The sequence below is a fragment of the Alkanindiges hydrocarboniclasticus genome, assembly GCF_001982605.1.
Classification (GTDB): domain Bacteria; phylum Pseudomonadota; class Gammaproteobacteria; order Pseudomonadales; family Moraxellaceae; genus Alkanindiges; species Alkanindiges hydrocarboniclasticus.
This window is the reverse complement of the sequence record NZ_MLCN01000008.1, coordinates 145,827-167,888: the sequence shown is the minus strand read 5'-3', so window position 1 is coordinate 167,888 and position 22,062 is coordinate 145,827. Positions and strand designations below refer to the sequence as shown.

General features: G+C 45.0%; 23 protein-coding genes, 3 tRNA genes and 1 pseudogene. 7 read left to right on the top strand and 20 right to left on the bottom strand.

The genetic code is table 11. From position 1 onward, the window contains the following. Window positions 1-108: 108 nt before the first annotated feature. The 3 genes from leuS to holA all read left to right on the top strand — a co-directional run bounded on the left by leuS (window position 109) and on the right by holA (window position 4,359). Complete coding sequence (leuS, locus tag BKE30_RS03955) at window positions 109-2,748, top strand: leucine--tRNA ligase (protein ID WP_076877462.1); 2,640 nt, start codon at window positions 109-111, stop codon at window positions 2,746-2,748. A gap of 63 nt (window positions 2,749-2,811) precedes the next feature. Beyond that, complete coding sequence (locus BKE30_RS03950) at window positions 2,812-3,366, top strand: LPS-assembly lipoprotein LptE (RefSeq protein WP_076877342.1); 555 nt, start codon at window positions 2,812-2,814, stop codon at window positions 3,364-3,366. A gap of 6 nt (window positions 3,367-3,372) precedes the next feature. Then, window positions 3,373-4,359, top strand: a complete 987-nt coding sequence (gene holA / locus BKE30_RS03945; RefSeq protein WP_076877341.1) for a DNA polymerase III subunit delta — start codon at window positions 3,373-3,375, stop codon at window positions 4,357-4,359. A gap of 654 nt (window positions 4,360-5,013) precedes the next feature. On the opposite strand, the gene BKE30_RS03940 is transcribed toward holA, so the two are convergent. Continuing rightward, window positions 5,014-6,024, bottom strand: a complete 1,011-nt coding sequence (locus BKE30_RS03940; protein ID WP_076877340.1) for a fatty acid desaturase family protein — start codon at window positions 6,022-6,024, stop codon at window positions 5,014-5,016. A 537-nt stretch (window positions 6,025-6,561) separates the two neighbouring features. Here BKE30_RS03940 and BKE30_RS03935 point away from each other — a divergent pair. Together BKE30_RS03935 and BKE30_RS03930 are read left to right on the top strand one after the other, a co-directional pair. After that, window positions 6,562-7,929 (top strand): outer membrane beta-barrel protein, encoded by a 1,368-nt coding sequence (locus tag BKE30_RS03935; RefSeq protein WP_076877339.1) that lies wholly within the window; start codon window positions 6,562-6,564, stop codon window positions 7,927-7,929. A 1,025-nt stretch (window positions 7,930-8,954) separates the two neighbouring features. Further along, a complete protein-coding gene (locus tag BKE30_RS03930; RefSeq protein ID WP_076877338.1) occupies window positions 8,955-9,650 on the top strand; it encodes a DUF4760 domain-containing protein in 696 nt (231 codons plus the stop codon). A 36-nt stretch (window positions 9,651-9,686) separates the two neighbouring features. Here the strand turns inward: BKE30_RS03930 and BKE30_RS03925 are convergent, their stop codons facing one another. The 13 genes and pseudogenes from BKE30_RS03925 to BKE30_RS16460 form a co-directional block, all read right to left on the bottom strand. Continuing rightward, window positions 9,687-9,917 (bottom strand): hypothetical protein, encoded by a 231-nt coding sequence (locus tag BKE30_RS03925; protein WP_076877337.1) that lies wholly within the window; start codon window positions 9,915-9,917, stop codon window positions 9,687-9,689. Between the two features lie 20 nt (window positions 9,918-9,937). Beyond that, the gene (locus tag BKE30_RS03920) at window positions 9,938-10,558 is read right to left on the bottom strand and encodes a hypothetical protein (RefSeq protein ID WP_076877336.1); all 621 of its coding nucleotides are present in this window, start codon (window positions 10,556-10,558) and stop codon (window positions 9,938-9,940) included. Window positions 10,559-10,788: 230 nt separating this feature from the next. Then, window positions 10,789-11,547, bottom strand: a complete 759-nt coding sequence (locus BKE30_RS03915; RefSeq protein ID WP_083698421.1) for an N-acetylmuramoyl-L-alanine amidase — start codon at window positions 11,545-11,547, stop codon at window positions 10,789-10,791. Window positions 11,548-11,613: 66 nt separating this feature from the next. Next, window positions 11,614-11,994 (bottom strand): hypothetical protein, encoded by a 381-nt coding sequence (locus BKE30_RS03905; RefSeq protein ID WP_076877335.1) that lies wholly within the window; start codon window positions 11,992-11,994, stop codon window positions 11,614-11,616. A gap of 63 nt (window positions 11,995-12,057) precedes the next feature. Then, complete coding sequence (locus BKE30_RS03900; RefSeq protein WP_076877334.1) at window positions 12,058-14,169, bottom strand: hypothetical protein; 2,112 nt, start codon at window positions 14,167-14,169, stop codon at window positions 12,058-12,060. A 74-nt stretch (window positions 14,170-14,243) separates the two neighbouring features. Further along, window positions 14,244-14,738 (bottom strand): tail fiber protein, encoded by a 495-nt coding sequence (locus tag BKE30_RS16290; protein WP_227518345.1) that lies wholly within the window; start codon window positions 14,736-14,738, stop codon window positions 14,244-14,246. 93 nt (window positions 14,739-14,831) lie between these two features. After that, window positions 14,832-15,539: pseudogene (locus tag BKE30_RS16175) on the bottom strand (terminase); the annotation flags it as partial. Further along, window positions 15,536-16,024 (bottom strand): DUF2280 domain-containing protein, encoded by a 489-nt coding sequence (locus tag BKE30_RS03885; RefSeq protein WP_076877333.1) that lies wholly within the window; start codon window positions 16,022-16,024, stop codon window positions 15,536-15,538. The gene BKE30_RS03885 and the pseudogene BKE30_RS16175, both read right to left, overlap by 4 nt. 57 nt (window positions 16,025-16,081) lie before the next feature. Beyond that, window positions 16,082-16,273, bottom strand: coding sequence for a putative metallopeptidase (locus BKE30_RS03880; RefSeq protein WP_076877332.1), 192 nt, complete (start codon window positions 16,271-16,273; stop codon window positions 16,082-16,084). A 19-nt stretch (window positions 16,274-16,292) separates the two neighbouring features. After that, a complete protein-coding gene (locus tag BKE30_RS03875; RefSeq protein WP_076877331.1) occupies window positions 16,293-16,934 on the bottom strand; it encodes a zinc finger-like domain-containing protein in 642 nt (213 codons plus the stop codon). 12 nt (window positions 16,935-16,946) lie between these two features. After that, complete coding sequence (locus BKE30_RS03870; protein ID WP_198938039.1) at window positions 16,947-17,360, bottom strand: DUF1064 domain-containing protein; 414 nt, start codon at window positions 17,358-17,360, stop codon at window positions 16,947-16,949. Beyond that, the gene (locus BKE30_RS03865) at window positions 17,357-17,551 is read right to left on the bottom strand and encodes a hypothetical protein (protein WP_076877330.1); all 195 of its coding nucleotides are present in this window, start codon (window positions 17,549-17,551) and stop codon (window positions 17,357-17,359) included. The genes BKE30_RS03870 and BKE30_RS03865 overlap by 4 nt, the downstream gene beginning before the upstream one ends. After that, entirely contained in the window at window positions 17,538-17,660 is a 123-nt protein-coding gene (locus BKE30_RS16460; protein ID WP_264754284.1) for a hypothetical protein, read from the bottom strand. The genes BKE30_RS03865 and BKE30_RS16460 overlap by 14 nt, the downstream gene beginning before the upstream one ends. A 90-nt stretch (window positions 17,661-17,750) precedes the next feature. Here BKE30_RS16460 and BKE30_RS03860 point away from each other — a divergent pair, with 90 nt between their 5' ends. Together BKE30_RS03860 and BKE30_RS03855 are read left to right on the top strand one after the other, a co-directional pair. Beyond that, entirely contained in the window at window positions 17,751-17,939 is a 189-nt protein-coding gene (locus BKE30_RS03860; protein WP_143253640.1) for a hypothetical protein, read from the top strand. Between the two features lie 15 nt (window positions 17,940-17,954). After that, window positions 17,955-18,218 carry a helix-turn-helix transcriptional regulator gene (locus tag BKE30_RS03855; RefSeq protein WP_198938038.1) on the top strand — a complete coding sequence of 88 codons (264 nt, stop codon included), beginning with the start codon at window positions 17,955-17,957 and terminating at the stop codon, window positions 18,216-18,218. Here BKE30_RS03855 and BKE30_RS03850 read toward each other — a convergent pair. From BKE30_RS03850 to BKE30_RS03825, 6 genes are all read right to left on the bottom strand, one after another. Continuing rightward, the gene (locus tag BKE30_RS03850; protein WP_076877327.1) at window positions 18,210-19,424 is read right to left on the bottom strand and encodes a tyrosine-type recombinase/integrase; all 1,215 of its coding nucleotides are present in this window, start codon (window positions 19,422-19,424) and stop codon (window positions 18,210-18,212) included. The two genes, BKE30_RS03855 and BKE30_RS03850, sit on opposite strands and share 9 nt — an antisense overlap. A 178-nt stretch (window positions 19,425-19,602) precedes the next feature. Next, a tRNA-His gene (locus tag BKE30_RS03845) sits at window positions 19,603-19,678 on the bottom strand. A gap of 48 nt (window positions 19,679-19,726) precedes the next feature. Next, window positions 19,727-19,803, bottom strand: a tRNA-Arg gene (locus tag BKE30_RS03840). A 68-nt stretch (window positions 19,804-19,871) separates the two neighbouring features. Further along, window positions 19,872-19,948 (bottom strand) — tRNA-Pro (locus BKE30_RS03835). 151 nt (window positions 19,949-20,099) lie between these two features. Then, the gene (nadA, locus tag BKE30_RS03830) at window positions 20,100-21,164 is read right to left on the bottom strand and encodes a quinolinate synthase NadA (protein WP_076877326.1); all 1,065 of its coding nucleotides are present in this window, start codon (window positions 21,162-21,164) and stop codon (window positions 20,100-20,102) included. Window positions 21,165-21,460: 296 nt separating this feature from the next. Further along, complete coding sequence (locus tag BKE30_RS03825; RefSeq protein WP_076877325.1) at window positions 21,461-22,036, bottom strand: peroxiredoxin; 576 nt, start codon at window positions 22,034-22,036, stop codon at window positions 21,461-21,463. Between the last annotated feature and the right edge of the window lie 26 nt (window positions 22,037-22,062).

The following is a 22,062-nucleotide window of genomic DNA, read 5'->3' as shown; positions in this document are numbered from 1 at the left end:
ATTTAAAAAATTGGTAAAAAATAACGATGTTGCTGACGAAAGCGCGCGCATTTTGCATTTTTAGGCTATGCTTGCGCTCAAGTTTTTATGATTGCCTGTTTTGTGGTTATGACAACATCCAATACTCAAAGTTCTGAATATCAATTTGCCCAAATCGAACCTGCTGTTCAGGCTGACTGGGAATCACGTCAAAGTTTTGCAGTGGCTGATGAAACCGGCAGCCCACGCCGCTACGTGTTGTCCATGTTTCCCTACCCCAGCGGCAAGCTGCACATGGGTCATGTGCGCAACTACACCATTGGCGATGTGATTAGTCGTTACTACCGCCTAAAAGGTGAAACGGTGCTGCAACCCATGGGCTGGGATGCGTTTGGCCTGCCTGCTGAAAATGCGGCAATTGCCCATCAGGTCGCACCTGCCAAATGGACCTTTGAAAATATTGATTACATGCGTGGCCAGTTAAAACGACTGGGCTTGTCCATTGACTGGAACCGTGAAATTGCCACCTGTACCCCGGAGTATTATCGCTGGGAGCAATGGCTATTTGTACAGCTGTATAAAAAAGGCCTGATTTACCGCAAGCTGTCGACAGTCAACTGGGACCCGGTGGATCAAACTGTGCTGGCCAATGAACAGGTGATTGATGGCCGTGGCTGGCGCTCTGGAGCACTGGTCGAAAAACGTGATATTCCCATGTATTACTTCCGCATTACTGATTATGCGCAAGAATTGCTGGACGATCTGGACCAGTTACAGCCTAATGATGAAACTGGCGGCTGGCCTCAGCAAGTGCTGACCATGCAGCGCAACTGGATTGGCCGTTCTACCGGTATGGACATTAGCTTTCCTTCTGCTAACCCTGCCATTTATGCTGACAGCCTGACTGTATTTACTACCCGTCCTGATACCTTAATGGGTGTGACTTATGTAGCCGTTGCAGCCGAGCATCCGCTTGCCATCAAGGCCAGTGAAAATAATGCAGTACTAAAAGCATTTATTGAAGAATGCCGCATGGGTTCGGTGGCTGAAGCCGATGTTGCCACTGCCGAGAAAAAAGGCATGGCTACTGGCCTGTTTGTTACCCATCCGGTGTCAAACGAGCAAGTGCCAGTGTGGGTCGCCAACTATGTGCTGATGAGCTATGGCTCTGGCGCAGTAATGGCTGTGCCTGCCCATGATGAGCGTGATTTTGAATTTGCCAATAAATACCAGTTGCCAATCAAGCAAGTCATTCAGGTTAATGGTGCGGATGACTATAGCAGCAATGCGTGGCAGGAATGGTATGGCAGTAAGGATGGCAAACTGGTGCAGTCTGGCGAATTTGACGGACTGGATTATCAGGGTGCTTTTGATGCATTTCTGGCCAAGCTGGAGCCACAGGGTCTAGCCAGTGCCAAGGTGCAGTTCCGCCTGCGTGACTGGGGCGTTTCACGGCAGCGCTACTGGGGCTGCCCGATCCCCATGATCAACTGTGAATCGTGCGGACAGGTGCCAGTGCCGGAAGACCAGCTTCCTGTCGTACTGCCCACCGATGTGGTACCGGATGGTTCGGGCAATCCACTGGCCAAAATGCCAGAGTTTTATGAAACCACCTGCCCAAGCTGCGGTGCGGCTGCCAGACGTGAAACCGATACGCTGGACACCTTTGTTGAATCCAGCTGGTACTATGCCCGTTATGCGTCGCCTGACTATACCGGCGGTATGGTGAAGCCCGAAGCTGCACAAAGCTGGCTGCCGGTTAACCAGTATATTGGTGGTGTAGAACATGCCATTTTGCATTTGTTGTATGCGCGCTTCTTCCATAAGTTAATGCGTGATGAAGGCGTCGTTCAAGGCAATGAACCATTTACCCGCCTGCTCACGCAAGGCATGGTGCTGGCAGATACCTTTTATCGCGAAGGCGAAAACGGCAAGAAAATCTGGTTTAACCCGGCAGATGTTGAGCTGGATAAAGACGATAAAAGCCGGATACTGGCCGCGCGCTATAAAGGCGATGGTCAGCCAGTGAATATTGGCGGCATGGAAAAAATGTCCAAGTCCAAAAATAATGGCGTTGATCCACAAGCCATTATTGACCGCTTTGGTGCTGATACCGCCCGTGTATTCATGATGTTTGCAGCACCACCAGACCAGTCACTGGAGTGGTCGGATGCGGGTGTAGAAGGTTCCAGCCGTTTCCTGAAGCGGGTATGGCGCCAGACCCAGCTACATCTGGAAAACACACCAACTATTCTGGCCCCGTTGCAAACAGCAAATCTGGATACAGCAGCACAGGAACTACGCCGCAAGCTGCATGAAACCATTCAGAAAGTGGGCAATGACATAGAGCGCCGCCAATCCTTCAACACTGCCATTGCTGCCCTGATGGAATTACTCAACAGCATTGCCAAGTTTGAAGCCAAAGATGACAACGACCGGGCTGCCGAGCGCGAAGCAATTACCAGTTTGTTGCTACTGCTGGCACCTTTTGCACCGCATTTAAGTCAGGCACTTCTGGCACACTTTGACATTGATCTGGTAAATGCCCGCTTTCCGCAAGTAGATGCATCGGCTTTAACCCGTAATACCCAGACCATTGTAGTACAGGTGAATGGCAAGCTGCGTGGCAAGCTGGAAGTTGGCATGGATATCAGCGATGATGAACTTAAAGCACTGGCCAAGGCCCTGCCAGAAGTTCAGCAATTTTTGACTGGCCCCACCAAAAAAGAAATTGTTGTCAAAAACAAACTGGTTAATCTTGTGGTCTAGGCCGCAGGAATGACCACAATTAGGCTATAAATGGGCAACAGGCTTTATACAGGAACAGCAGGCATGAAAAAACCGGAAATACTGTCAGCGATCACCCTTCGTCACTTGAGTTTAAGTCTGGCTTTGGGCTTAACTGCGGCAAGCTTAAGCGGCTGTGGTTTTCATTTGCGCGGTACCCAGACCTCTGCTATTCCTGTGGCCTATAAAAATGTACAGGTGGATTTGCCGCAACAGGCCGCAGCCCTGCGTGAACCTTTAGTGGTTTATTTGCAATCACTGGGCGCAATGGTGAATCAGGACAAAACCGCACCGATTATCAAGATTACCGATTATCAGCAAACCCGCCAGCTGTTAAGTGGCCGCCTGACTGAAGTGCAACTGCGTCTGGCCATTACCTATCATATTGAAAGCAGTCTGGGTGAGCCCTTAACCATTGACTACAGTGTCTATTCACGCCGCAGTTATCAGTATGACATTGCTACGGTAAATACCGAAAATCAGGAAGAAGCCCACCTGATTGAGGAAATGAATCTGGATGCTGCCATGCAGATTGCCCGCCAATTGCATGCAGGCCGGATGCAGTATGCTACTGCTGATGGCAAGAAAACTGCGCCATAGTTTATTATGCGGCTGGATTATCGGGGTGCGATGGGACGAGTTTCCCAAGCCAGTGGGGTTTGGTTGTTACATGGGAATGAACCCCTACTTGAGCAAAACCTGCTCAATGCCTTGCGCAAATACTGGCAATCCCAGCACGTTGAACGCCAACGTTTTGAGATCAATACAGTTAATGACTGGCGTGATGTTTTTAACTCACTCAACAGCCTGTCATTATTTTCAGAAAAACTGGCAATAGAAGCGCATGGCAATATCAAGCCGGATGCCGCAGGGCTAGACCAGCTTCAGCAGTTTATTCAATCACCAGCAGACAATACGCTGGTCATTATTATGCCGCGGCAGGATCAAGCCGCACAAAAAACCAAATTTTTTCAAAGCATTGATGCCAATAGCGTGGTGGTTCAGCTTAGCATTCAGAATATGCAGGAACGTCTGGCCATTTTGCAGGATGAAGCACACTCATTGGGTGTTCAACTGGCACGTGATGCCTGGGATTTACTCATGGCGCAAACTGAAAACAACCTGTTTGCAGCCCAGCAAACCTTGTTACGCCTCAGTGACTTATATCAGCCGAATCAACTGATTAGTCTTGAAGATCTACAGGCCGGACTGACGGAACAATCACGTTTTAGCAGTTTTGATCTGGCAGATGCTGCCTTGCAGGGTAATGCATTACAGGCCGTTAAAATTCTTGGCTTTTTGCTCGAATCAGGAGAAGCAGATAGCCTGATTTTATGGGCACTTTCCCGTGAAATGCGCTTGCTGATGCAATTATTTGAACAGCCTGGCCAATACCAGAAATTAGGCATCTGGCAAAATAAAGTCCGCTATTACCAGCAGGCCCTAAAGCGCACAGCCGGATCACAGTTGATGCAATGGCCAGCATTGTTACAGCGTACCGATGCCGCCATTAAGGGCTTAAGTGAAGAAAACAGTAAAGACCTGTTATTGCAGGTGACCATGGCATTAAGCGGTAAGCCGTTGTTTCACTAACCAAGTCCGGATCACGGCAATCCATGCCTTTGATGGGTCTGAGTTACCCTGAATATACAGGGCAAAGTAATTAGTCTTTTTGGGCAAAAATGACAGCTATTGTGAATTTCCATCAATATTTTGCTGATAATTGCTATTTTTTGCCGACATATGCACGGCTTTGCTTATTCCAAAATCGGAGGTAAAGTATAATCCTGCTCCAATTAATACTACTGTAAACATTGCTTTCATTATGCTATCAGCCCAGCCAAACCTAGAATTGAATATCTCCTTGCAATTCCTTTGCCAACCGTAAAATCATTTGCAGCGGAATTAAATTAAAAAATGGGGACATGCTGATTGGTAAAATTAGGACTATAAAATGAGAAAGCTGGATCAGTTAAAACACAAGAAATGGTTTTTTTCATAAAATTTTATTATTCAGATACTTAAAAAACAAAGAACCGCCCGAAGGCGGTTCAGCAAGACAGCGACTGTTCAGCAGCAGGATTAAATTACTGATAGGTCTTAAGTCTTGCTTAAGAAATTATACTTCAAGGTTTGAAGTAAAAGTTTACTCGCCAGTCATTTTATTCATAAGCAGCTTTATATCCTCATAACACTCTCACTGCATAAATAATAAGCGGTAAATTTATATCGCCTACCTATCATTGATTATGTATTAGGCACTGACTCGACGGACTGGGCAGATTTATTTGATAACAAATGCAGCACTTCCAGATAACCGGGTGCTTTAGGTACATGGTTACGCTCACGCAGCATCCGGTGCATTTTTGGCAAACGAAAATATGGCACTGAGGCCATCAGGTGATGTTCCATATGAAAATTGACATGAATAGGTGCAACGAGAGCACGGGCAATTAGACCAGCCCGGGTAGTCCGGGTATTGGTTAGCGCAGAGGCACTTTTTTGCATGCCTGCATGTTCAGCCATAGACCGGATGCGAATAAGCAAGGGGAAAGGGGTTACATAAGCCAGCACCCATAAACCATACAACTTGGGGTGTCCTGCTGCCCACAATGCTCCCAGTATGGCACCATTAGTTAAAATAGCCCCATAGCTATTTTTCATCAATGTGAGCGGATAATCGTGCCATGGCCTACCCTGCTGTGGGATTTTTTTTACATCATTGGCAACGGTCCATTCCATCAGCCCCAGATCCATCATGACCCGTCCCATAATAAACTTAACACCAGTCATGCCAGAAATATCCCGCATAAACTTGCGTGCCAGTGAGGCACGGGTAGTTGGAAACCCTGCCACCAATGATAAATCAGGATCATCAGGGGTAGAGGTTTTGGCATGATGCCGTACATGATACGGACGGTACTTGTGCACATCATTCCAGATTGGCTTGGCACACAACCAGTCCACTAGGTAATCATTAAACCAGCGAGTTTTAAACAGGCTACTATGCGCAGCATCATGCATCAGAATAGCCAGCGCCAGTTGCCGTCCAGCCAGAATCAGCAACGCTGCAGCGCACATCAATAATTTCCCCCACCATGGCAAATATTGCCACGACACGGCTACCCCGGCAAACGTACCACCAATCACCGCCCATGTAGATGCCACTGCCCAGCCGCCATGCCAATCCGAACGCTCAGTCAACTGCCGGATTTCTTCCCGGCTAAATAATTCGGTAACACGAGTGCGGTTATTCATGTGGCTAATCTCAGAAAGTTAATTCAAAATTACAATATAATAATTATTATTCTAAATTAAGTAATATTTCTGTCAATAAAAAAATATTATTAAATGCGTAACAATAGAATCTGATGATGATTGCCCTGTGACTGAGCTGATTTATCCTAAGACAGTAGTAACTCGCAGCAATAACAGGGGAATAATTTATTTCAGCTAAACAAGCTTATGCAAAAATCCACTCCTCAATTCATTTGTTAAAGCAACCCAGCCCTGCTGTTACTGATCCGTTAATCTATCAATGACCAGTCCTAAAACTACCAATTTATATTTTGATATTCGACTTTAGGATGCAAAAAATCGGATTGACAACGTCAAAGAAATAAAAATATAGTGGGTTAGCTTCATTGCGAATGAAGCTATTAAATAGATAACTCTAAAATCTATTTAATGATAGAAAGGAATTTTTCTACTGGAAGTAGCTGCTTAAAAGCTCTGAATGAATAAGTTTTTTTATAAGTTCATCTTTTAGCCGTCTTTAATCATGGAATGAACTGAATGAAAATGAAAAGCCTAGCTGTGGCTATTGCCATTGTTGCCCTGCCTGCCACGTCTGTATTCGCTGCTGCCCTTGACCGTTCTGGTCAATCCATCTCGGCCTTTTTACAACCGGGTAATTATGCCGAAATTGGGGTATCTTCCCTGCACCCCACAGTGGAGGGCAAGGATCGCTCTGGTAATGCCATCTCTGATATTGGTGAAAGCTATACCTTTGGTAGCGCTGCAATTAAGGTACAGGCAACTGACAAATTATCTGTCGGTATGATTTACGATGAACCATTTGGTGCGAGGGCCACTTACCGTGGTAACAATAACTTTACTGCCAATGGCAGTACTGGAACTTCCGGTAATACTTCTTCTGACCTTAAGACCCGCAATATTACAACCCTGTTTGGTTATGAGCCGGTCGATAATTTTAAGGTTTATGGGGGCTTGGCTTATCAGGAAATTGAGAAAGCTGAAGTTGACCTGCGTGGAACGGCCTATAGCGTTTATAATGGTTATAGCTCATCTGGCGAGAAAGACAGTGCCTTTGGCTGGGTTGCTGGCATGGCCTATGAAATTCCTGAAATTGCCTTGAAAGCCTCCTTAACTTACCGTTCAGAAATTGAACACAATGCATCTACACAGGAAAGCCTGCAAATTGGCAACCTACTGACTGCGGTAAATAGTGGCTTAGGACAAGTGAATGCGGGCTTGGCTCAAGTAAATGCAGGCTTGGCCCAACTGGCTGCCCTGCCGGATACTGATCCCCGCAAAGCAGGCCTGCTGGCTCAGCAACAGTCCTTAACAGCAACACGCACTGGTTTAGCCACCCAGCAAGCACGTCTTACGGCCTTAAATGCCATTGCCCCTTCCAGCCTTGAACGGGCAAGTGAAGTTACGACACCACAATCGGTCAATCTGGATTTTCAGACAGGTGTTATGGCTGACACTGTAGCCTTTGCCAATTTACGCTGGGTCGAGTGGTCTGGTTTTGCCATCAGGCCTGCTTTATTTGGCGCAGTAGCTACGGCAGCCTCTCCGGCAACGAATGGTTTTAATTTGGTGGATTATACCGATGACCAGTGGTCTGCCAACGTGGGTGTAGGCCGCAAGCTAAACAATACGCTGGCTGGTAATGTGTCTGTAGGCTGGGACAGTGGCGCAGGCAATCCGGTTACCACACTGGGCCCCACTGAAGGTTACTGGAATGTAGGCTTAGGTCTGCGCTATAGCCCGGCTCCCCAGGTTGAGTTGTCTGGCGGGGTAAAATACTTCTGGCTGGGTGATGCCACCGCTAAGGTGAGTAGCGGGACAGAAGTCGCCGACTTTGAGGAAAATCATGCACTGGCAGTGGGCTTAAAGCTGGGTTATCGCTTTTAAATAAGGCCAATCATTGTGTATTAAGGATTTTGCCCTGTACTGGTTACAGGGCAATTTTATTTACAGCCAGCAGTAAAAAATTAGCTTAATAGCTGCATAAGAGGCTTAATAATTAAAGAAAGTTAATTAAGCTTAAACTTTAGGATAATTAAAGTTATTAGTATTATTTGAAAAATTAAATGGGGTGGCTAATGGGACTCGAACAATAAATATAAGTAGTTGTTATTTATAATTTTAATCAATCAATCAAGACTGTAATGTTAAAACAGGTGCTACATAAATTAAAACATGGTTTTGGGTGGTTGTTTTGCTCCCACTAAGTTCTAATGTTGACCCTAGGTTTGAGTCCCTATCACAACAGATTGCTATACTTGGTCATTCTTTAGCAATGTATAATAAGCAACAATATAAATAAAATTAAGGTGAGCATAATGGAATTTAAAATAAAGGGCGATTCATTGTATGGCGAGAAAGGCCCAACTATGAAGGACTGTTTCAAATAATGACGGACGATACAGTTGCCTATGCTGAGCGTATTTTTTCCTTGATAACTCTGTTTTAAAAAAAGTGACTTGACTCTAACTCTACAGATAAGTTCTAAAAACTTAACTTCACTCAATGATACTTGAAAATAATTTACAATTCATATTAATATTAAATCAATTAATTTCAGTATCTTACCTTAAGAAAAATTTTTATTATTAGTTTTTAAAATGATAAACAAACTTAACATTTATTAGTAAAATCCTATAGTAAATTATATCTCTAAGCTATACACTTGCTTCTGACAAAACGCAATTGATTGCATTTTCTCTACCAGCAAGTAAAGAAAATTATATGTGTCTTGTCTGTTGTGAGTTGAGATGTCGAGCACTCAACCTCATATAAATTATCTATAAGATTATCAGTCGGAGTTATTTTATGAAAAAACTTATCGGAGCTATGGCAAATGATGGTATCGGTTTGGGCTAACACATGCGTGGAAAAACACCCACAATGTTGGGTGTTTTTTTTGGTTTAAAAAAATGACTTTAGATTCTATAAATGCAATAAGAACCTTCCTATTATTACTTCCGTATGGGATATTAATTTACTACTTTAAATTTCATGTTGAAGATAGGTTCTTTATTAAGCCTCGTTCTCACGTCCAACTTCTATTTATGATGTGGATAGTAGGGATAATATTTTTTGAGTTATTTATCTGGGGGCTTCTCTATCCCACCTCAGATTTTATTAGCTTTGAAAGTTTTGAAAGCAACTCTTCAGCGACTGGTGTAATACTTGGCGCTGTAGCAGCAATTATTGGCTGGCTTTTCACTACCCGGGCACAAGGTATAAGCGACATCAAAGCCAATACGCTCAATATCTTAATGAACTCCAGATTTTCTGATGAATATAATAGAAATTTATTATCTACAACTCAAATATATTCAAATATTCGAGCTACTCAAAATAGAAACAATCATTCTTTAGACTACAACTCCTATAACAGTCTAAGTTTTTTGGACAAGCAAAGTGCTAACTATATGCTTAATTACTTTGAATTTATTGCTGCTGGAATTCGTTGTGGAGATTTAGATGAAGAACTTATTAAAAGAACTCTTAAAAGCATAATCTTAACAAATTATGATTTTTATAAAGAAGTAATTGATGAGAAGCAAAAAACAAATAGAACAAGTTTAGAAAATCTAAGTTGCTTAGTCGAGCGTTGGAAGAAATAATAGATAGATGGTGTGCAATTAAACATTGCACACCATCTACTCAAAAAACGCTCTGCACCCTCGCTGAAACCCTTCATCATTGGCCACATCCGGATCAAGCGTGCATTCCTTAGCTGACTGCATGAATCGGGCACTAGAATGGCCAACATACTCCCCAGTGCCCTGCTTATATCCGTTCTCCCAGGGTAAATAGTCAATGATTAATGCGGGAACCAGCATTAGCAGAAAAAAGCCAAAAATAACTAAAATCAGTGTGGTGATACGCATTTATTAACCAAATAAATTACTTAACTTTTTTGACCATTTGTAGGAACGGTTATTTTATAAAGTGTACATTCTGCTTTTGCAGTTGTGATTGCATTTAATCGCTCACTTGCCTCCTTGTTGCCATCAACTACAATTGCCAATTTTTCCCTAATACGTGTAATAATTTCATTCCTATCATTTGCTGCTGAAGAACCACTAAGGCCATTATTTTTAAGTGATTCGCTAGCTAAATTGGTCGCTCCCCCAAGACTACTAAAACCAGCGATAGCACCAGCATACTTAGCAGCATTTCCCGCAGCTAAAGTTGGAGAAATCAGCGAGCCTGAAACAAGTCCCACTACAGATAGCCAGAATGATCTATTTGATCCTTTGGCACTGTCTTTCTCCAGCTTTGTCAAAATAGGTTGACAATAATTCAGCATATTGTCTATTTGTGTTTGAATTTTGGCTTGCTCATCAAGGGTTAACTGAAAACTTTTTTTAGAACTTGTGGCCAGCGCCCCTAAATCTACTGCTGTAGGTGACTCGGTAATTGTTTTAGGGATGCTTACTGATTTATCTTTCTCCGTGGGAGGAAGACTTGTACAGCCAGTAATTAACACCCCAATTAATGCAGTTAATAGGCTTAAATTAATTTTCATGATTTATTCCATTTAAAATTTTATGATTAGAAACATGAAAATATAAAAAAACTTTTTATTGTTCAAATAATTCTGACAAGTGGCTAATAAATAAGTCAATACTCGGCAATTCAACAATACCGAGTATTAGCTACTGACACGGCGTACTCATCACGCAAACCGTCACATTTGCGTGAATATTCACTGTGTGTGCTGTGCAGCCACCCAGCAGCATGCACAGCAAAACAACTTTAAACATGGTCGGTCAGCACATCAGCAATGGCCGTAAATACATGGTCTTTACGCTCCAAGTATTTTTGCAGCTCTGCATCGTTACTGATAAAAAATAGCTCCAGAATGATGCCGCCGGCACTTACATACGCTAACTTGCTATGCTGGCCGCTGCCTTCATCCTTCCAGCCGCCAGCAGATCCACGCACCGGAATATCCAGCACACTGGAGAGCGCACTGCACAGCTTTTGACAGATCAGCTTATCTTTTGACTGAGCCAATGCCTCAACGCCAGTTGCTGATTTGCTGACTGCTGCATTCAAATGAAACTCGATAGCAATTTTACCCTGCTTGACCAGTGCTGCTGCTTTACCCAGTGGCTGGTTGTCAGTGCCGGTACCATCATTAATGACCTTGTAGCCTCGACTGTTCAATATGGCTGTGACCCCATTGCGCACTTCCCGAACAATCCCAGCTTCAGTAAATTTACCGTTGCAGGCGCCCGGATCTACCAGGCTATGGCCAGCAGTGAGCACAATAACTGGTTTAGTGTTTACTGGTGCACTAGCTGGCACAGATACCAGGCCGAGCTTGCCAGCAACATAGTCCCCTAACATTCCGTCAGGTTTAACATTCAATTTTTGCTGATAGGCTTTCAACGCATCTTCAGTCTTTTGGCCAAAGTCACCATCAATAACCCATGTATATAAACCCAGCTTTGCCAGTGCAGTTTGCAAGCGTGTGACGGCTGGCCCAGTATCACCTTTTTTCAATAACATGATCTTTCCCTTCAGACATAAAAAAGGGCCCGCCGTTTGGCAAGCCCTAATCAATAAAACCACTGGTTATTTTTGGATCTCGTCCTTCACTTCCCGGACAACATCAATAATCGTGGCCCCCTCGCGCTGATTAATAAAATTGAATACCCATCGGACGATGGCCCACCCAGGCAACCCGCAGGCAAAATAGAATCCACCCAACGCCATCATGCCGTACACATCGGCACCCCATGCATGCAGCTGGTATTTCACAATTAAAAATGAGCCACCGGCCAGACTTGAAACTACAGTTGTAATTAAGCCTACCGCCCATTCCTGCCGCGTTCTTGGCATCCGCGTCATAATGACAACCAGATATACTAAAGCCAGTGCCACAGCGATAATGATGCCCAGTCCAAATGCCTTAAATAATGCTCCCATCCCGTACGCTGAAACTGGTTCAGACATAAGATTTCCCTTCCCTTCAAAATGTAAAAACCCAGCGGATGCTGGGTCAAAAATTAAGTTTTATTAAACTCTTGCTGTTACACGTACATAAGCACCACACCCGCCAATCGTTGCAGTAGCACCGCTGACATTTCGGCGGCGGATTGTCACTGTATCCGCTGACGACACAAAAGCGTTGAAGCTGAATAGATCAAAATTGCTTGGCACTTGGTTATATGACAATTGCACATGATCCCCAAATTTCGCACCCGTAGCAGCCACTGTTGTATCTGTATAGCCACTTGCAGCAACACTGGTGCTTGATAATGTAATCATGGCTGAATCAGTGACTGGCTTGTCAAACAGCGGCTTCCATTGCAGCGTTGCAGGACTGCCTTGCAGCGCAGAAATATAAGGTTTCCCAGCCAAATCACGCACCAACACATTAACTCGCGTTGGCGCAATAGTAGTCACATCAATTGACGGTGACGTGGTTTTATTTCCTTCTACAATTGATGTGGCAATGCTGGCGATATTAGTACCCACGCCGCCGTTAGCAATAATCAATAAATCTTCATTGGGGTATGATGAAGAATCAACAATGGCGGGTGCAAATGCTGCACTATTTGCGATACATAGTGTCTTTTTCTGGTAGCGAAGCTGGATACCCTGCCCTGTCCCTGTATTTTGGTTACCCACTGCGATGAGGTAATCACCATTTAGCGTCCGGGCTAACGGGGCACTGCCACATGAGGAATTTAATGCTAAGAATGCAGACTTGTTCCGGTCACGTCCCGATGATCCGCCAAACAAGATCCCCATGTCAGCAGTATGCGCATCAATAATGTTACCAGCCACAAAATTACCTTGCACTTGACTGGATTGGATTGGCGCAAAGTCACCAACACCACTATGACCCATCGTGGTATTGAACAAGATCATGCTATCACGCGCTAACAAGCCGTCTTGCGCACCGATGTTATAGGCATAAGACACACTGTAAGATGAGGCATTTAATGCAATCAAATTACCAAAGCCATTAGCGCCAAATGTGTCAGCTGCGCCGTTTCCGGTATGACCTACAGAAACATTACAGTTATTAAGTGTGTTTAGAATAGCCAGATTTAAGCTACCCCTCTGTTTAACACCTGTGCCACGCACACCATCAAAGCTATTTGCAAATGCAATCGAGCGAGCGCCACTGCTGCCATAAATTCCATTGTCGTGCAGATTTGTTCCAGTGTTCGCCCATGCAAGCGGCGCAACGCTATCACGTCCCCACAGCACGCACGAACCGTGGTTATCAGCATGGTTGTTATAAGCCTTATTAAACTTGCCACCGCTTATATTGATCAATGGTAAATAATTAGCATTAATTTCCGCTGCCGTGGCTTGATTAACTGCTGGTAAAAAGCCGGTCAAGGCATTATCAAATGCCTTGCAGTTCGTGCAGTCGTAAAATTGCACCAGTGAGCGCTTGTTAGTGACATAGGCATCATAAACCTGACAGTTTTTTGCATTAGTAAATTTAAAGAAAAACTGGAATGCAGCACCGACGGTTTGATGTCGCGTATAGTCATCAATTCCTATTACGCTATTTAACTTGATCCGCACATTTGTTGCGCTGGTAAACTCTACTACCGTTGCAAGGCCGTTGACATCGCGCAAAATTGCATCACTTGCTTCAAGTGTGACATTACTTAAAGCGTTAATCGTAATGGGCGTCTTGAATGTATAGTCATAGGCTTCAAAGTCAATGCTAGTAGCCCCTTTTATTTTTGCTGCATTCATTGCCGCAAGTAATGCTAATGACGCATCACCGTTTTGAGCGCTAGTAACATAGTCCTGTAGTTTGAGATTTTTATAGCGTACTTTTTCATTAAATTCGCGCTGTGTAATGCCGTAGATTGTTGTGATAAACAAATCAAACCAATTATATTGGCCTGCCTGTCCACTGCCAAAAGCTTCAAGAATTTCATCCAATTCAGTAAGTTTGGTGTGTGTTAAATTTTGAGTGTTAAAAAGTAAATTTTCTATTTGCTCGATTTTTTGCTGTGCTGTTAAATCTGTTTGCTGAAATAACTCCTCAATCTGCGTAAAAGACTTGCTATCCAGCTGGGCTAACACATTGCGCAAGATTGCAATAATATCAGCCGATGTCCGGGCATTATTTAAAATGGTAGACCAGTTATTCATGGCATTTCCTATAATCCAGGCATAAAAAAACCGTCCACTGTTTCCAAACAGGGACGGGTGCTTAAAAATTAAAACTAGAACTTAATGATAAACATCCATGCCACGTTACGTGGCCGGGTTTCTAGGCCTCCAGTACTATCCACTGTCACTGTATGTATATGGTTGCCCGCATCAACGATCTGACCAGTGCCGATTGGTGCCGTATCAGCGGCGGCCTCAGACATGGTGATTGCATTTGTAGATGTCGCTCCTCGGACGCTATTGTTATCGCCGCCAATTTTGGTGGAGTGATTGTGCGAACCGCTACTGGCCGTGCTAGCGGTATGGCTATGTGACTTAAACGCTTCATCCTGCCAGCTTCCCAATACACGGCCAGTATCAATGCCACGGCCATGATCCCAACCCCTTGCAAATTCCCCGCGCATGTCCGGGATATTAAAAGTGGTAGAGCCATCACCAGAGCCAAAGCTCGTTCCAATTATTGCAAATAATGCCGCATAGGTAGTACGTGATACAGCCTGGCCAGCACACTCCAGATAGCCCGCTGGCACTGTGCTAGTTGGCCACATCATGGTCATACCAGGTTTAATCCGGTTTTCCAGCTGATCCAGCTGGTCAATAATTTCATTAATCTTTAGAGCCAGTGAATTAAATAGCCAGTTATGCACGTTGGTATTCTGGCTTATGGCCGCGTCGGTTGACTCCTGATCCGGCACGAATGCCCATTCGTCCAGCAGGTACATCGAGGTACGGCCACCACGGCCGATATTGTCGCCAGCTTCACCGGTAATGGTGGCATCGTTAACCGGATTGACAATACGCAAATGATTGTCATGCTCGCGCCGTGAGAACCCTACAGGCTTCATCCAGTCGGGCAACTTGCTGAACATATCGCGAAATTTATGCAGCAGGGTTTTAGGGTCGCCCTTTTTGTCCACCAGATCTTCTTTACGGCTACCTACACCAGCTGCAAACCCATCAATGAATAACCAGTGATGCAGGAAAAAGCCTAGAATCACATAGCTCATGCCTTCATCACGGGATTTATCAATATAGCCGTGGGTCTGAGTAGATTCACGCTCGGCTAGCCAGTGCACCAGTTCAACCTGTTTTGGCCGTAGTACAAATGGCAAATTAGCAGGCAGGCCAAAAGCCATACCGCGTGGATCGTAGGTCCATACCCACTGATTAAACCAATGCACCGGATCTGACTTGCATTTATCCAGTTCAGCCTTGCGACTGGCTGGGGTAGCCTCGGTCAGCTTGCGGTAGTAATAACGGCGTACCATTTCATCCCGAATTTCGGGCAGTCTGGTACTGATCGTCCACTCCTTGATGAGTGGTGCAATCTCATCAAGTGTGTAAATCATATTTTACCGTCCAAGCAAAGCCTTGATAGTTCATCAGTAGAGAGGTTGGCCAGTTCCTCAGGTGTGTACTGTGGTTTTGCTGCCTCCTGCTGAATAGGTCCACCACCCGCACCCGTAATTTCCTGCCGCGTCACCCGTCCGTCTGTTTCCTGAAAGGCCTGTTTTATGAGGCTCTGCCTAACAACCTTGTTTTTGCCTGCGCTGTCGTACATATCCTGCAATTCACGCAAGCGATATGCCTTGTTGGCCAGCGGAATGTCTATAATATTTTCCCGAAATTCCTGCCGGGTCTTATGGAATAGGTCGGCCAGTTTCTTACTTAAATTCTTACCAGCTGGCTTAGTCGGGTCGTATGCAGCGCACTGACGGCGATCAATTTCAATACCATATTCTTGTTTGACAGCATCAGCCACTTGTTGTGGGGTGTACATACAGGCAAGTGACTGAACAATAAATATTTTTATTGGCTCCCTAAGTGTGGCCATAAATCCCCCTTTGTCATACTACGTCAAACAAAACGGGCAAAAAAAATGAGCCTAAGCTCACTTGATTACATAGGCCCCGCAGCCTCGCTCCACTTCAGCATCCGGCACAAACGGTGCAGTGTTGGCAATGTTGGCCAGCCGCTTGGTGTCGTTGCTTGCACCCCAGCGCTTGACCGTATCAAAAAATTCTTCCACGTTATGATTGACCAAACGATGCTTAGGCAGGCCAGTGACATTACTGGTAATCATCTCGCCTTCCTCGTCACGCTCAACGCCGATAGTTGGATTTATGCATAGCGCTAAGACCCATTAATTTTAGTTTCTCATTAATGGTGTACGGGATCTTGCCTGTGCCATTACAGCGCGTGCACTTGGTAATGCCGGCTGACTCGCCACTCTCATAAACTTCATGCTTGCCGATGCCACTGCAATGGGCGCACATGCCTTTCCCGAATAAATGGCTCATCAACACCAGCTCGGCCAGCTGCTTGGCCACCTTGATCACGGTGCCGTTACAGTGATTGGGCTGAAAACCATTTTTAATCATGATTTTTTCAATCACACCGGCAATATGGTTTCTGATGCGGTAAAAGTCACCTGACTTAATCGCACCCTGTTTAATTTCAACAGTACCTGGCTTATCAGCTATGCGGCGTTTCCATTCATAGTAAAAATCATAACGACTGATCATATCGATATGCTGGCGCTGTGATGGTGTAATCACGGCAATGCGCTCACGCTCCACATGGGTAACTAAAAGGCCTGCCCACATTTTTGGCCAGTCTGATAACAGGCCCAGCTCACCCAGTACCACTGACCTTGTAATTTTACTGCGTGGATTGCCTTCAGTATCAGCAATGGCCAACCGTAAAAACTCGATAAAATCAAAACGCTCTACTGCTACTACCATAATAATTACCCCTTAAACTTCCCTGATCTCAATGCCGTGAACTGATGCCATTAAATGTTTCTTTTGCCTGTATGCTGGCAAACGTCGCGTGGCCTTACTTTTCACATCCTCAACGATTTTTAGTCCACCCTTAAAATAAACAAAATCAGCGATATAACGCATGGCTGGTTTTTTTCGGCCATCTAGTACCACTGAATCCACCAAAACAAATACCACTTGAAGCTGCAAATCTTGAATCTGGCCAGTACGCTCCAGTAGTTTTAGACCCTGATAGTGCTTACCCTCTTTTTTTGAATCAAAGGTATGGCCATCAATTTCTATTTTCTGGCTTTTGTACTTGGATGGCTTTGCCAGCTTAACTGCTGCACCTGCTTTAACTGGTTGGCCAAAGCGTCGGCGGTATTCCTCCACAGACATACTTGTCAATTATCTAACCCCTGATTTTTCGCATTTACATCTTTTTTGATCTGACGTAGTAAGTACCGGCAACTATCAAGCATGCAGGCATCATCCCACCCGTCAGGGTTATCATCTTGATCATCATATTTTGCTGCATTATCAAAATAAGTAAGGATGCGCATGGCTTCATCAAAGGTAGATTTCTTAATAGTTGGCATGCTGATCATCACCCTGTAATTGACGCTTGACTGCAACAATGGCGGTTTGCTGTAATTCGTAAATGTGATAATCACTTAAATTTTCTTCAGCACAGCGCTGTTTAAACATTTCTCGCGCTTCCCTAACCAGCAGCATGGCCAGTCACAAGGATTCAAACCGCTTCAGTCTGTGCTCAAGGACATTCTGGCCACCAAGTCCGTGCACGATCTTACTGACATCAAAAACTATGTTTTTAATGTTGGCCATGGTGAGGAAGGCTACACCGAGCATGATTTCCGGATCATTAAAAACCAGCTCGCAGCGCAACACGACAAGCTGGTCAAATACCCGACCAAGGACCCTGCTCCAGCTGTCCGGCCCAACCTGGATGATCCAATTCCGTTTTAATAATCCCGCCCTGCTATGGCGGGGCATCTTTTTAATATGAGGTGTAGAACTATGGGAGCAGTAGCGCTTAAATATCTGAGGTTGCCTGATGTCATTGAACGCTGTGGCATTAAGAAATCAAAAATTTATGATGATATGGAAACTGGCGATTTTCCTAAAAATTACCAGCTGGGTGGCCGTGCAGTAGGCTGGCTAGAATCTGATATTACTGCATGGCAGCAAAAGCAGATTAAAAATGCTGAACACCCAGAGCCTGATATTAAGCAGAAATCAAATTGATTTCTGCTTTAATTCATCTAAGTAATCAGCCCACCGCTGTAACATTTCTGTACGTTTGGCCAAGTGCTTGGTTCGGTTATATGCCCGGCCATGCACATCCTTTACCCTATGCGCCAGCTGCTGCTCAATAATTTCAATCGGGTATTCCAAAACTTCTTCCAGTATTGTCCGGGCCATTGCACGGAATCCATGACCACACATTTCCTCACCAGACCAACCCATACGGCGCAATGCCAGATTTACTGTATTTTCTGACATACACTTTTGAAAGGAAAAGGTGGACGGGAACACATACTCACTTTGGCCAGTTAGTGTTTTGAGGTCTTTCAGCACGGCCACGGCTTGAGTGGACAACGGCACAATGTGATCTACTGCGGTGGAATTTTGCGTTTTACGTGGCGTATACGTCCACAGTTTCTTATCAAGGTCAATGTCACTCCATTTGGCTGACCGAAGCTCACCAGGGCGAACAAATGTTAATGGAGCGATTTTTAAGGCAGCCTGAGTGATCATGTGGCCTTTGTACTGGTCAATATCCTTCAGCAGCTCACCTACCCGTTCCGGCTCAATCACAGCAGCGTGGTGCTTGGTTTTAGGTGTTTTGAGTGCACCACGCAGGTCTACCGTTGGATCTCGCTCACAACGGCCAGTGGCCACTGCATACCGGAATACCTGGGCGCACTTAGATTTAATTTTTGAAGCTTTTTCCAGCAGGCCCTTTTGTTCCTCAACCCGGCATACGCTTAGAACTTCCAGAGGTGTAATTTTGGCTATAGGCTTATCACCGATCAGCGCAAAAGCACACTCAAGAAGATATATACTTTTGGCACGGGTAGCATCTGCATAATTATCCTGCCGATCTAGCCACTCCAGGGCAATATGTTTAAATGTATTTTTGGCCAGCTCTGAGTTACTATCCGCTTCAGTTTTCTTATAGTCCACCGGGTCAATGTTTTGCTCCAGTAGCTTCAAGGCAATTTCGCGCTTTTCGCGTGCATCGGCTAAAGTGACATCAGGATAACTGCCCCAGCCTAAAGTGCTGCGTTTCTTGGTATATGGTTTGGGATAGTTAAAGCGCCAGTATTTATTACCCTTGGTATCCACCAGTACAGATAGGCCCATACCATCAGGTAATTTATAGTCTTTATTCTGAGGCTTGGCTCGCCTGATTTCCGCGTCAGATAAGGGTTTAACGATCTTTGGCATTTTATATAGCACCTTTTATTTAGCACCAAAAATTTGGTGAATAAAATGCTACAACAGGTGCTACAAAAACCAATGGAAGCCAGCGGACTATGGCGGAAGATAACGGAAGATTATTTTGTTGAATGCCTTTATTTTAAAGGCTTTTATGGACTTTAGCGGACGATTACGGAATATAAAATGGGGTGGCTAATGGGACTCGAACCCACGACAACCGAGATCACAACCCGGGGCTCTACCAACTGAGCTATAGCCACCATAGACAATGCAGGGGATGCATTATTTTGATGATTGGCGGCATTATGTGGCGCGCCTGACAGGATTCGAACCTGTGACCACCCGCTTAGAAGGCGGGTGCTCTATCCAACTGAGCTACAGGCGCATGATTGCTGATCCTAATCTAGTGTTTAGGTTATCACGCGGCTGCACTACAATAAACCGCCGATTAACTGGTCGGAGCACAAGGATTCGAACCTTGGACCCCCTGCTCCCAAAGCAGGTGCGCTACCAGACTGCGCCATACTCCGATCATCTCAGCTTTTTGTACCACACTGTGTGCGGTACGGTGTGCATTCTAGGCGTGAGCGCGTCACTCGTCAACACCTGTATTTAAAAAAATACGTTTTAATACATCAACCGTTTATTTATCCACCAAAACAACTGATATTGCAGTTTTTTTCAGCGCTTTAAGTTCGCAGTAAAGTTTAGCATGCGATCTAATGGCATTTTGGCGCGTTGTGCCAGCGCCGGATCAACAAAAATTTCCTGATCGCCAGTCTTTAAAACATGCAAAATATTGTCCAGTCCATTCATGGCCATCCATGGGCAATGCGCACAGGAACGACATGTGGCTCCCTCGCCTGCGGTTGGTGCTTCGATCAGGGTTTTGCCAGGCGCAGCCTGCTGCATTTTATAAAAAATACCGCGATCCGTAGCCACAATCATGGTTTGATGTGGCAAGGTTTGCGCGGCCTTAATCAGCTGGCTGGTGCTACCTACGGCATCGGCTATGGCCACCACAGATTCTGGTGATTCTGGATGCACCAGCACCGCAGCATCGGGATACAAGGCCTTCATTTGTGCAATGCCCCGTGCACGAAATTCTTCATGCACAATGCAGGCGCCATCCCATAGCAGCATATCTGCTCCGGTTTTTTTCTGGATATAACGACCCAGATGCTGATCGGGTGCCCAGATAATTTTTTCGCCCAGACTGTCCAGATGTTCAATAATCTCAACTGCACAGCTTGAGGTCACTACCCAGTCTGCACGCGCTTTAACGGCCGCCGATGTATTGGCATACACCACCACGGTATGGTCGGGATGCTGGTCGCAAAAGGCACTGAATTCATCCACTGGGCAACCCAGGTCCAGTGAACAGGTGGCTTCCAGCGTTGGCATGAGCACGGTTTTTTCGGGGGAGAGAATCTTGGAAGTTTCTCCCATAAACTTGACGCCTGCCACCATCAGGGTAGTGGCCGGATGATCACGGCCAAAGCGGGCCATTTCCAGTGAGTCGGAAACACAACCACCCGTTGCTTCAGCCAGCGCCTGAATTTCAGGATCACAGTAATAATGGGCAACCAGTACCGCATTGCGCTGTTTTAATTCAGCTGCAATTTCATCATATAGCGCCTGTTTCTCAACATTGGTGAACTGAATTTCCTTGGGCTGTCCCAAACGATCCAAATGCTCCTGCACCAGTGCTTTGGCATCATTTTCAATCAGGATGGTTTCTGTCATGGACGTGAAGATCTCTTGTGCAGTATGTAACATTGGCTGGCTTCAAACTAAAGTCATCAGGCCGTAAAAGCAGGCAGGACTGGCTTTAATCAAAGTGTGGCAGGACTCATAGTATACGAGCAGATTATATTGTTTTTATAGGGCAAATTTTACCAATTTCAATAGCACGGCTTTTTTGAGGTGTGAAAAAATATGATCACACGCTATGGCTGAACTCAGCATGAAACCGGCGCAAGCTCAATGAATGCAATAACCTGCGCCAGAATTTTATCAATTATTAAACTGAAAACCTGATATTAGGATTGTTGCTGTTCCAGAAAATCCAGCATGGTTTGGGCATCAGATACTTCAAACGGATCACTGGGACAATTATCAGACATATTAGGCTCAGCAAAGATTTTAATAATTTTCTTGTTATCTACCAGCATGGAATATCGCCATGAACGGTCACCAAAGCCCAGATTATTTTTTTTCACCAGCATGTTCATGCCATTGGTAAAGTCAGCATTGCCATCAGGTAGCATTTTCACTTTTTCAACGTCCAGTTTTTTGCTCCACTGGTACATAACAAAGGCGTCATTAACGGCTACGCAATAGATATCATCAATGCCCTGCTGCTTGAATGCTTCATATTTTTCTTCATAGCCGGGTAAATGTGTGCTGGAACAGGTCGGTGTAAAAGCGCCCGGCAATGCCACCACAATAACCTTACGGCCCTTAAAAACATCATCGGTGCTGACTTCTTCCCAGCGAAACGGGTTTTCTCCGCCAATGCTTTCATCACGCACCCGGGTTTTAAAAATGACATCAGGGACATAATCTGGAAATTGGCGAGTTTCGTTTTGTGATTGCTGGTTATTAACTTGGCTCATAGTGACTATCTTCCTTTGCCTGCATC

Coding starts and splice junctions, on each gene's coding strand:
- leuS (WP_076877462.1), top strand. CDS start 109: ATGACAACATCCAATACTCAAAGTTCTGAATATCAATTTGCCCAAATC.
- BKE30_RS03950 (WP_076877342.1), top strand. CDS start 2,812: ATGAAAAAACCGGAAATACTGTCAGCGATCACCCTTCGTCACTTGAGT.
- holA (WP_076877341.1), top strand. CDS start 3,373: ATGCGGCTGGATTATCGGGGTGCGATGGGACGAGTTTCCCAAGCCAGT.
- BKE30_RS03940 (WP_076877340.1), bottom strand. CDS start 6,024: ATGAATAACCGCACTCGTGTTACCGAATTATTTAGCCGGGAAGAAATC.
- BKE30_RS03935 (WP_076877339.1), top strand. CDS start 6,562: ATGAAAATGAAAAGCCTAGCTGTGGCTATTGCCATTGTTGCCCTGCCT.
- BKE30_RS03930 (WP_076877338.1), top strand. CDS start 8,955: ATGACTTTAGATTCTATAAATGCAATAAGAACCTTCCTATTATTACTT.
- BKE30_RS03925 (WP_076877337.1), bottom strand. CDS start 9,917: ATGCGTATCACCACACTGATTTTAGTTATTTTTGGCTTTTTTCTGCTA.
- BKE30_RS03920 (WP_076877336.1), bottom strand. CDS start 10,558: ATGAAAATTAATTTAAGCCTATTAACTGCATTAATTGGGGTGTTAATT.
- BKE30_RS03915 (WP_083698421.1), bottom strand. CDS start 11,547: ATGTTATTGAAAAAAGGTGATACTGGGCCAGCCGTCACACGCTTGCAA.
- BKE30_RS03905 (WP_076877335.1), bottom strand. CDS start 11,994: ATGTCTGAACCAGTTTCAGCGTACGGGATGGGAGCATTATTTAAGGCA.
- BKE30_RS03900 (WP_076877334.1), bottom strand. CDS start 14,169: ATGAATAACTGGTCTACCATTTTAAATAATGCCCGGACATCGGCTGAT.
- BKE30_RS16290 (WP_227518345.1), bottom strand. CDS start 14,738: ATGTGGCCAACTAGCACAGTGCCAGCGGGCTATCTGGAGTGTGCTGGC.
- BKE30_RS03885 (WP_076877333.1), bottom strand. CDS start 16,024: ATGGCCACACTTAGGGAGCCAATAAAAATATTTATTGTTCAGTCACTT.
- BKE30_RS03880 (WP_076877332.1), bottom strand. CDS start 16,273: ATGATTACCAGTAATGTCACTGGCCTGCCTAAGCATCGTTTGGTCAAT.
- BKE30_RS03875 (WP_076877331.1), bottom strand. CDS start 16,934: ATGGTAGTAGCAGTAGAGCGTTTTGATTTTATCGAGTTTTTACGGTTG.
- BKE30_RS03865 (WP_076877330.1), bottom strand. CDS start 17,551: ATGCCAACTATTAAGAAATCTACCTTTGATGAAGCCATGCGCATCCTT.
- BKE30_RS16460 (WP_264754284.1), bottom strand. CDS start 17,660: ATGTTTAAACAGCGCTGTGCTGAAGAAAATTTAAGTGATTATCACATT.
- BKE30_RS03855 (WP_198938038.1), top strand. CDS start 17,955: ATGGCGGGGCATCTTTTTAATATGAGGTGTAGAACTATGGGAGCAGTA.
- BKE30_RS03850 (WP_076877327.1), bottom strand. CDS start 19,424: ATGCCAAAGATCGTTAAACCCTTATCTGACGCGGAAATCAGGCGAGCC.
- nadA (WP_076877326.1), bottom strand. CDS start 21,164: ATGACAGAAACCATCCTGATTGAAAATGATGCCAAAGCACTGGTGCAG.
- BKE30_RS03825 (WP_076877325.1), bottom strand. CDS start 22,036: ATGAGCCAAGTTAATAACCAGCAATCACAAAACGAAACTCGCCAATTT.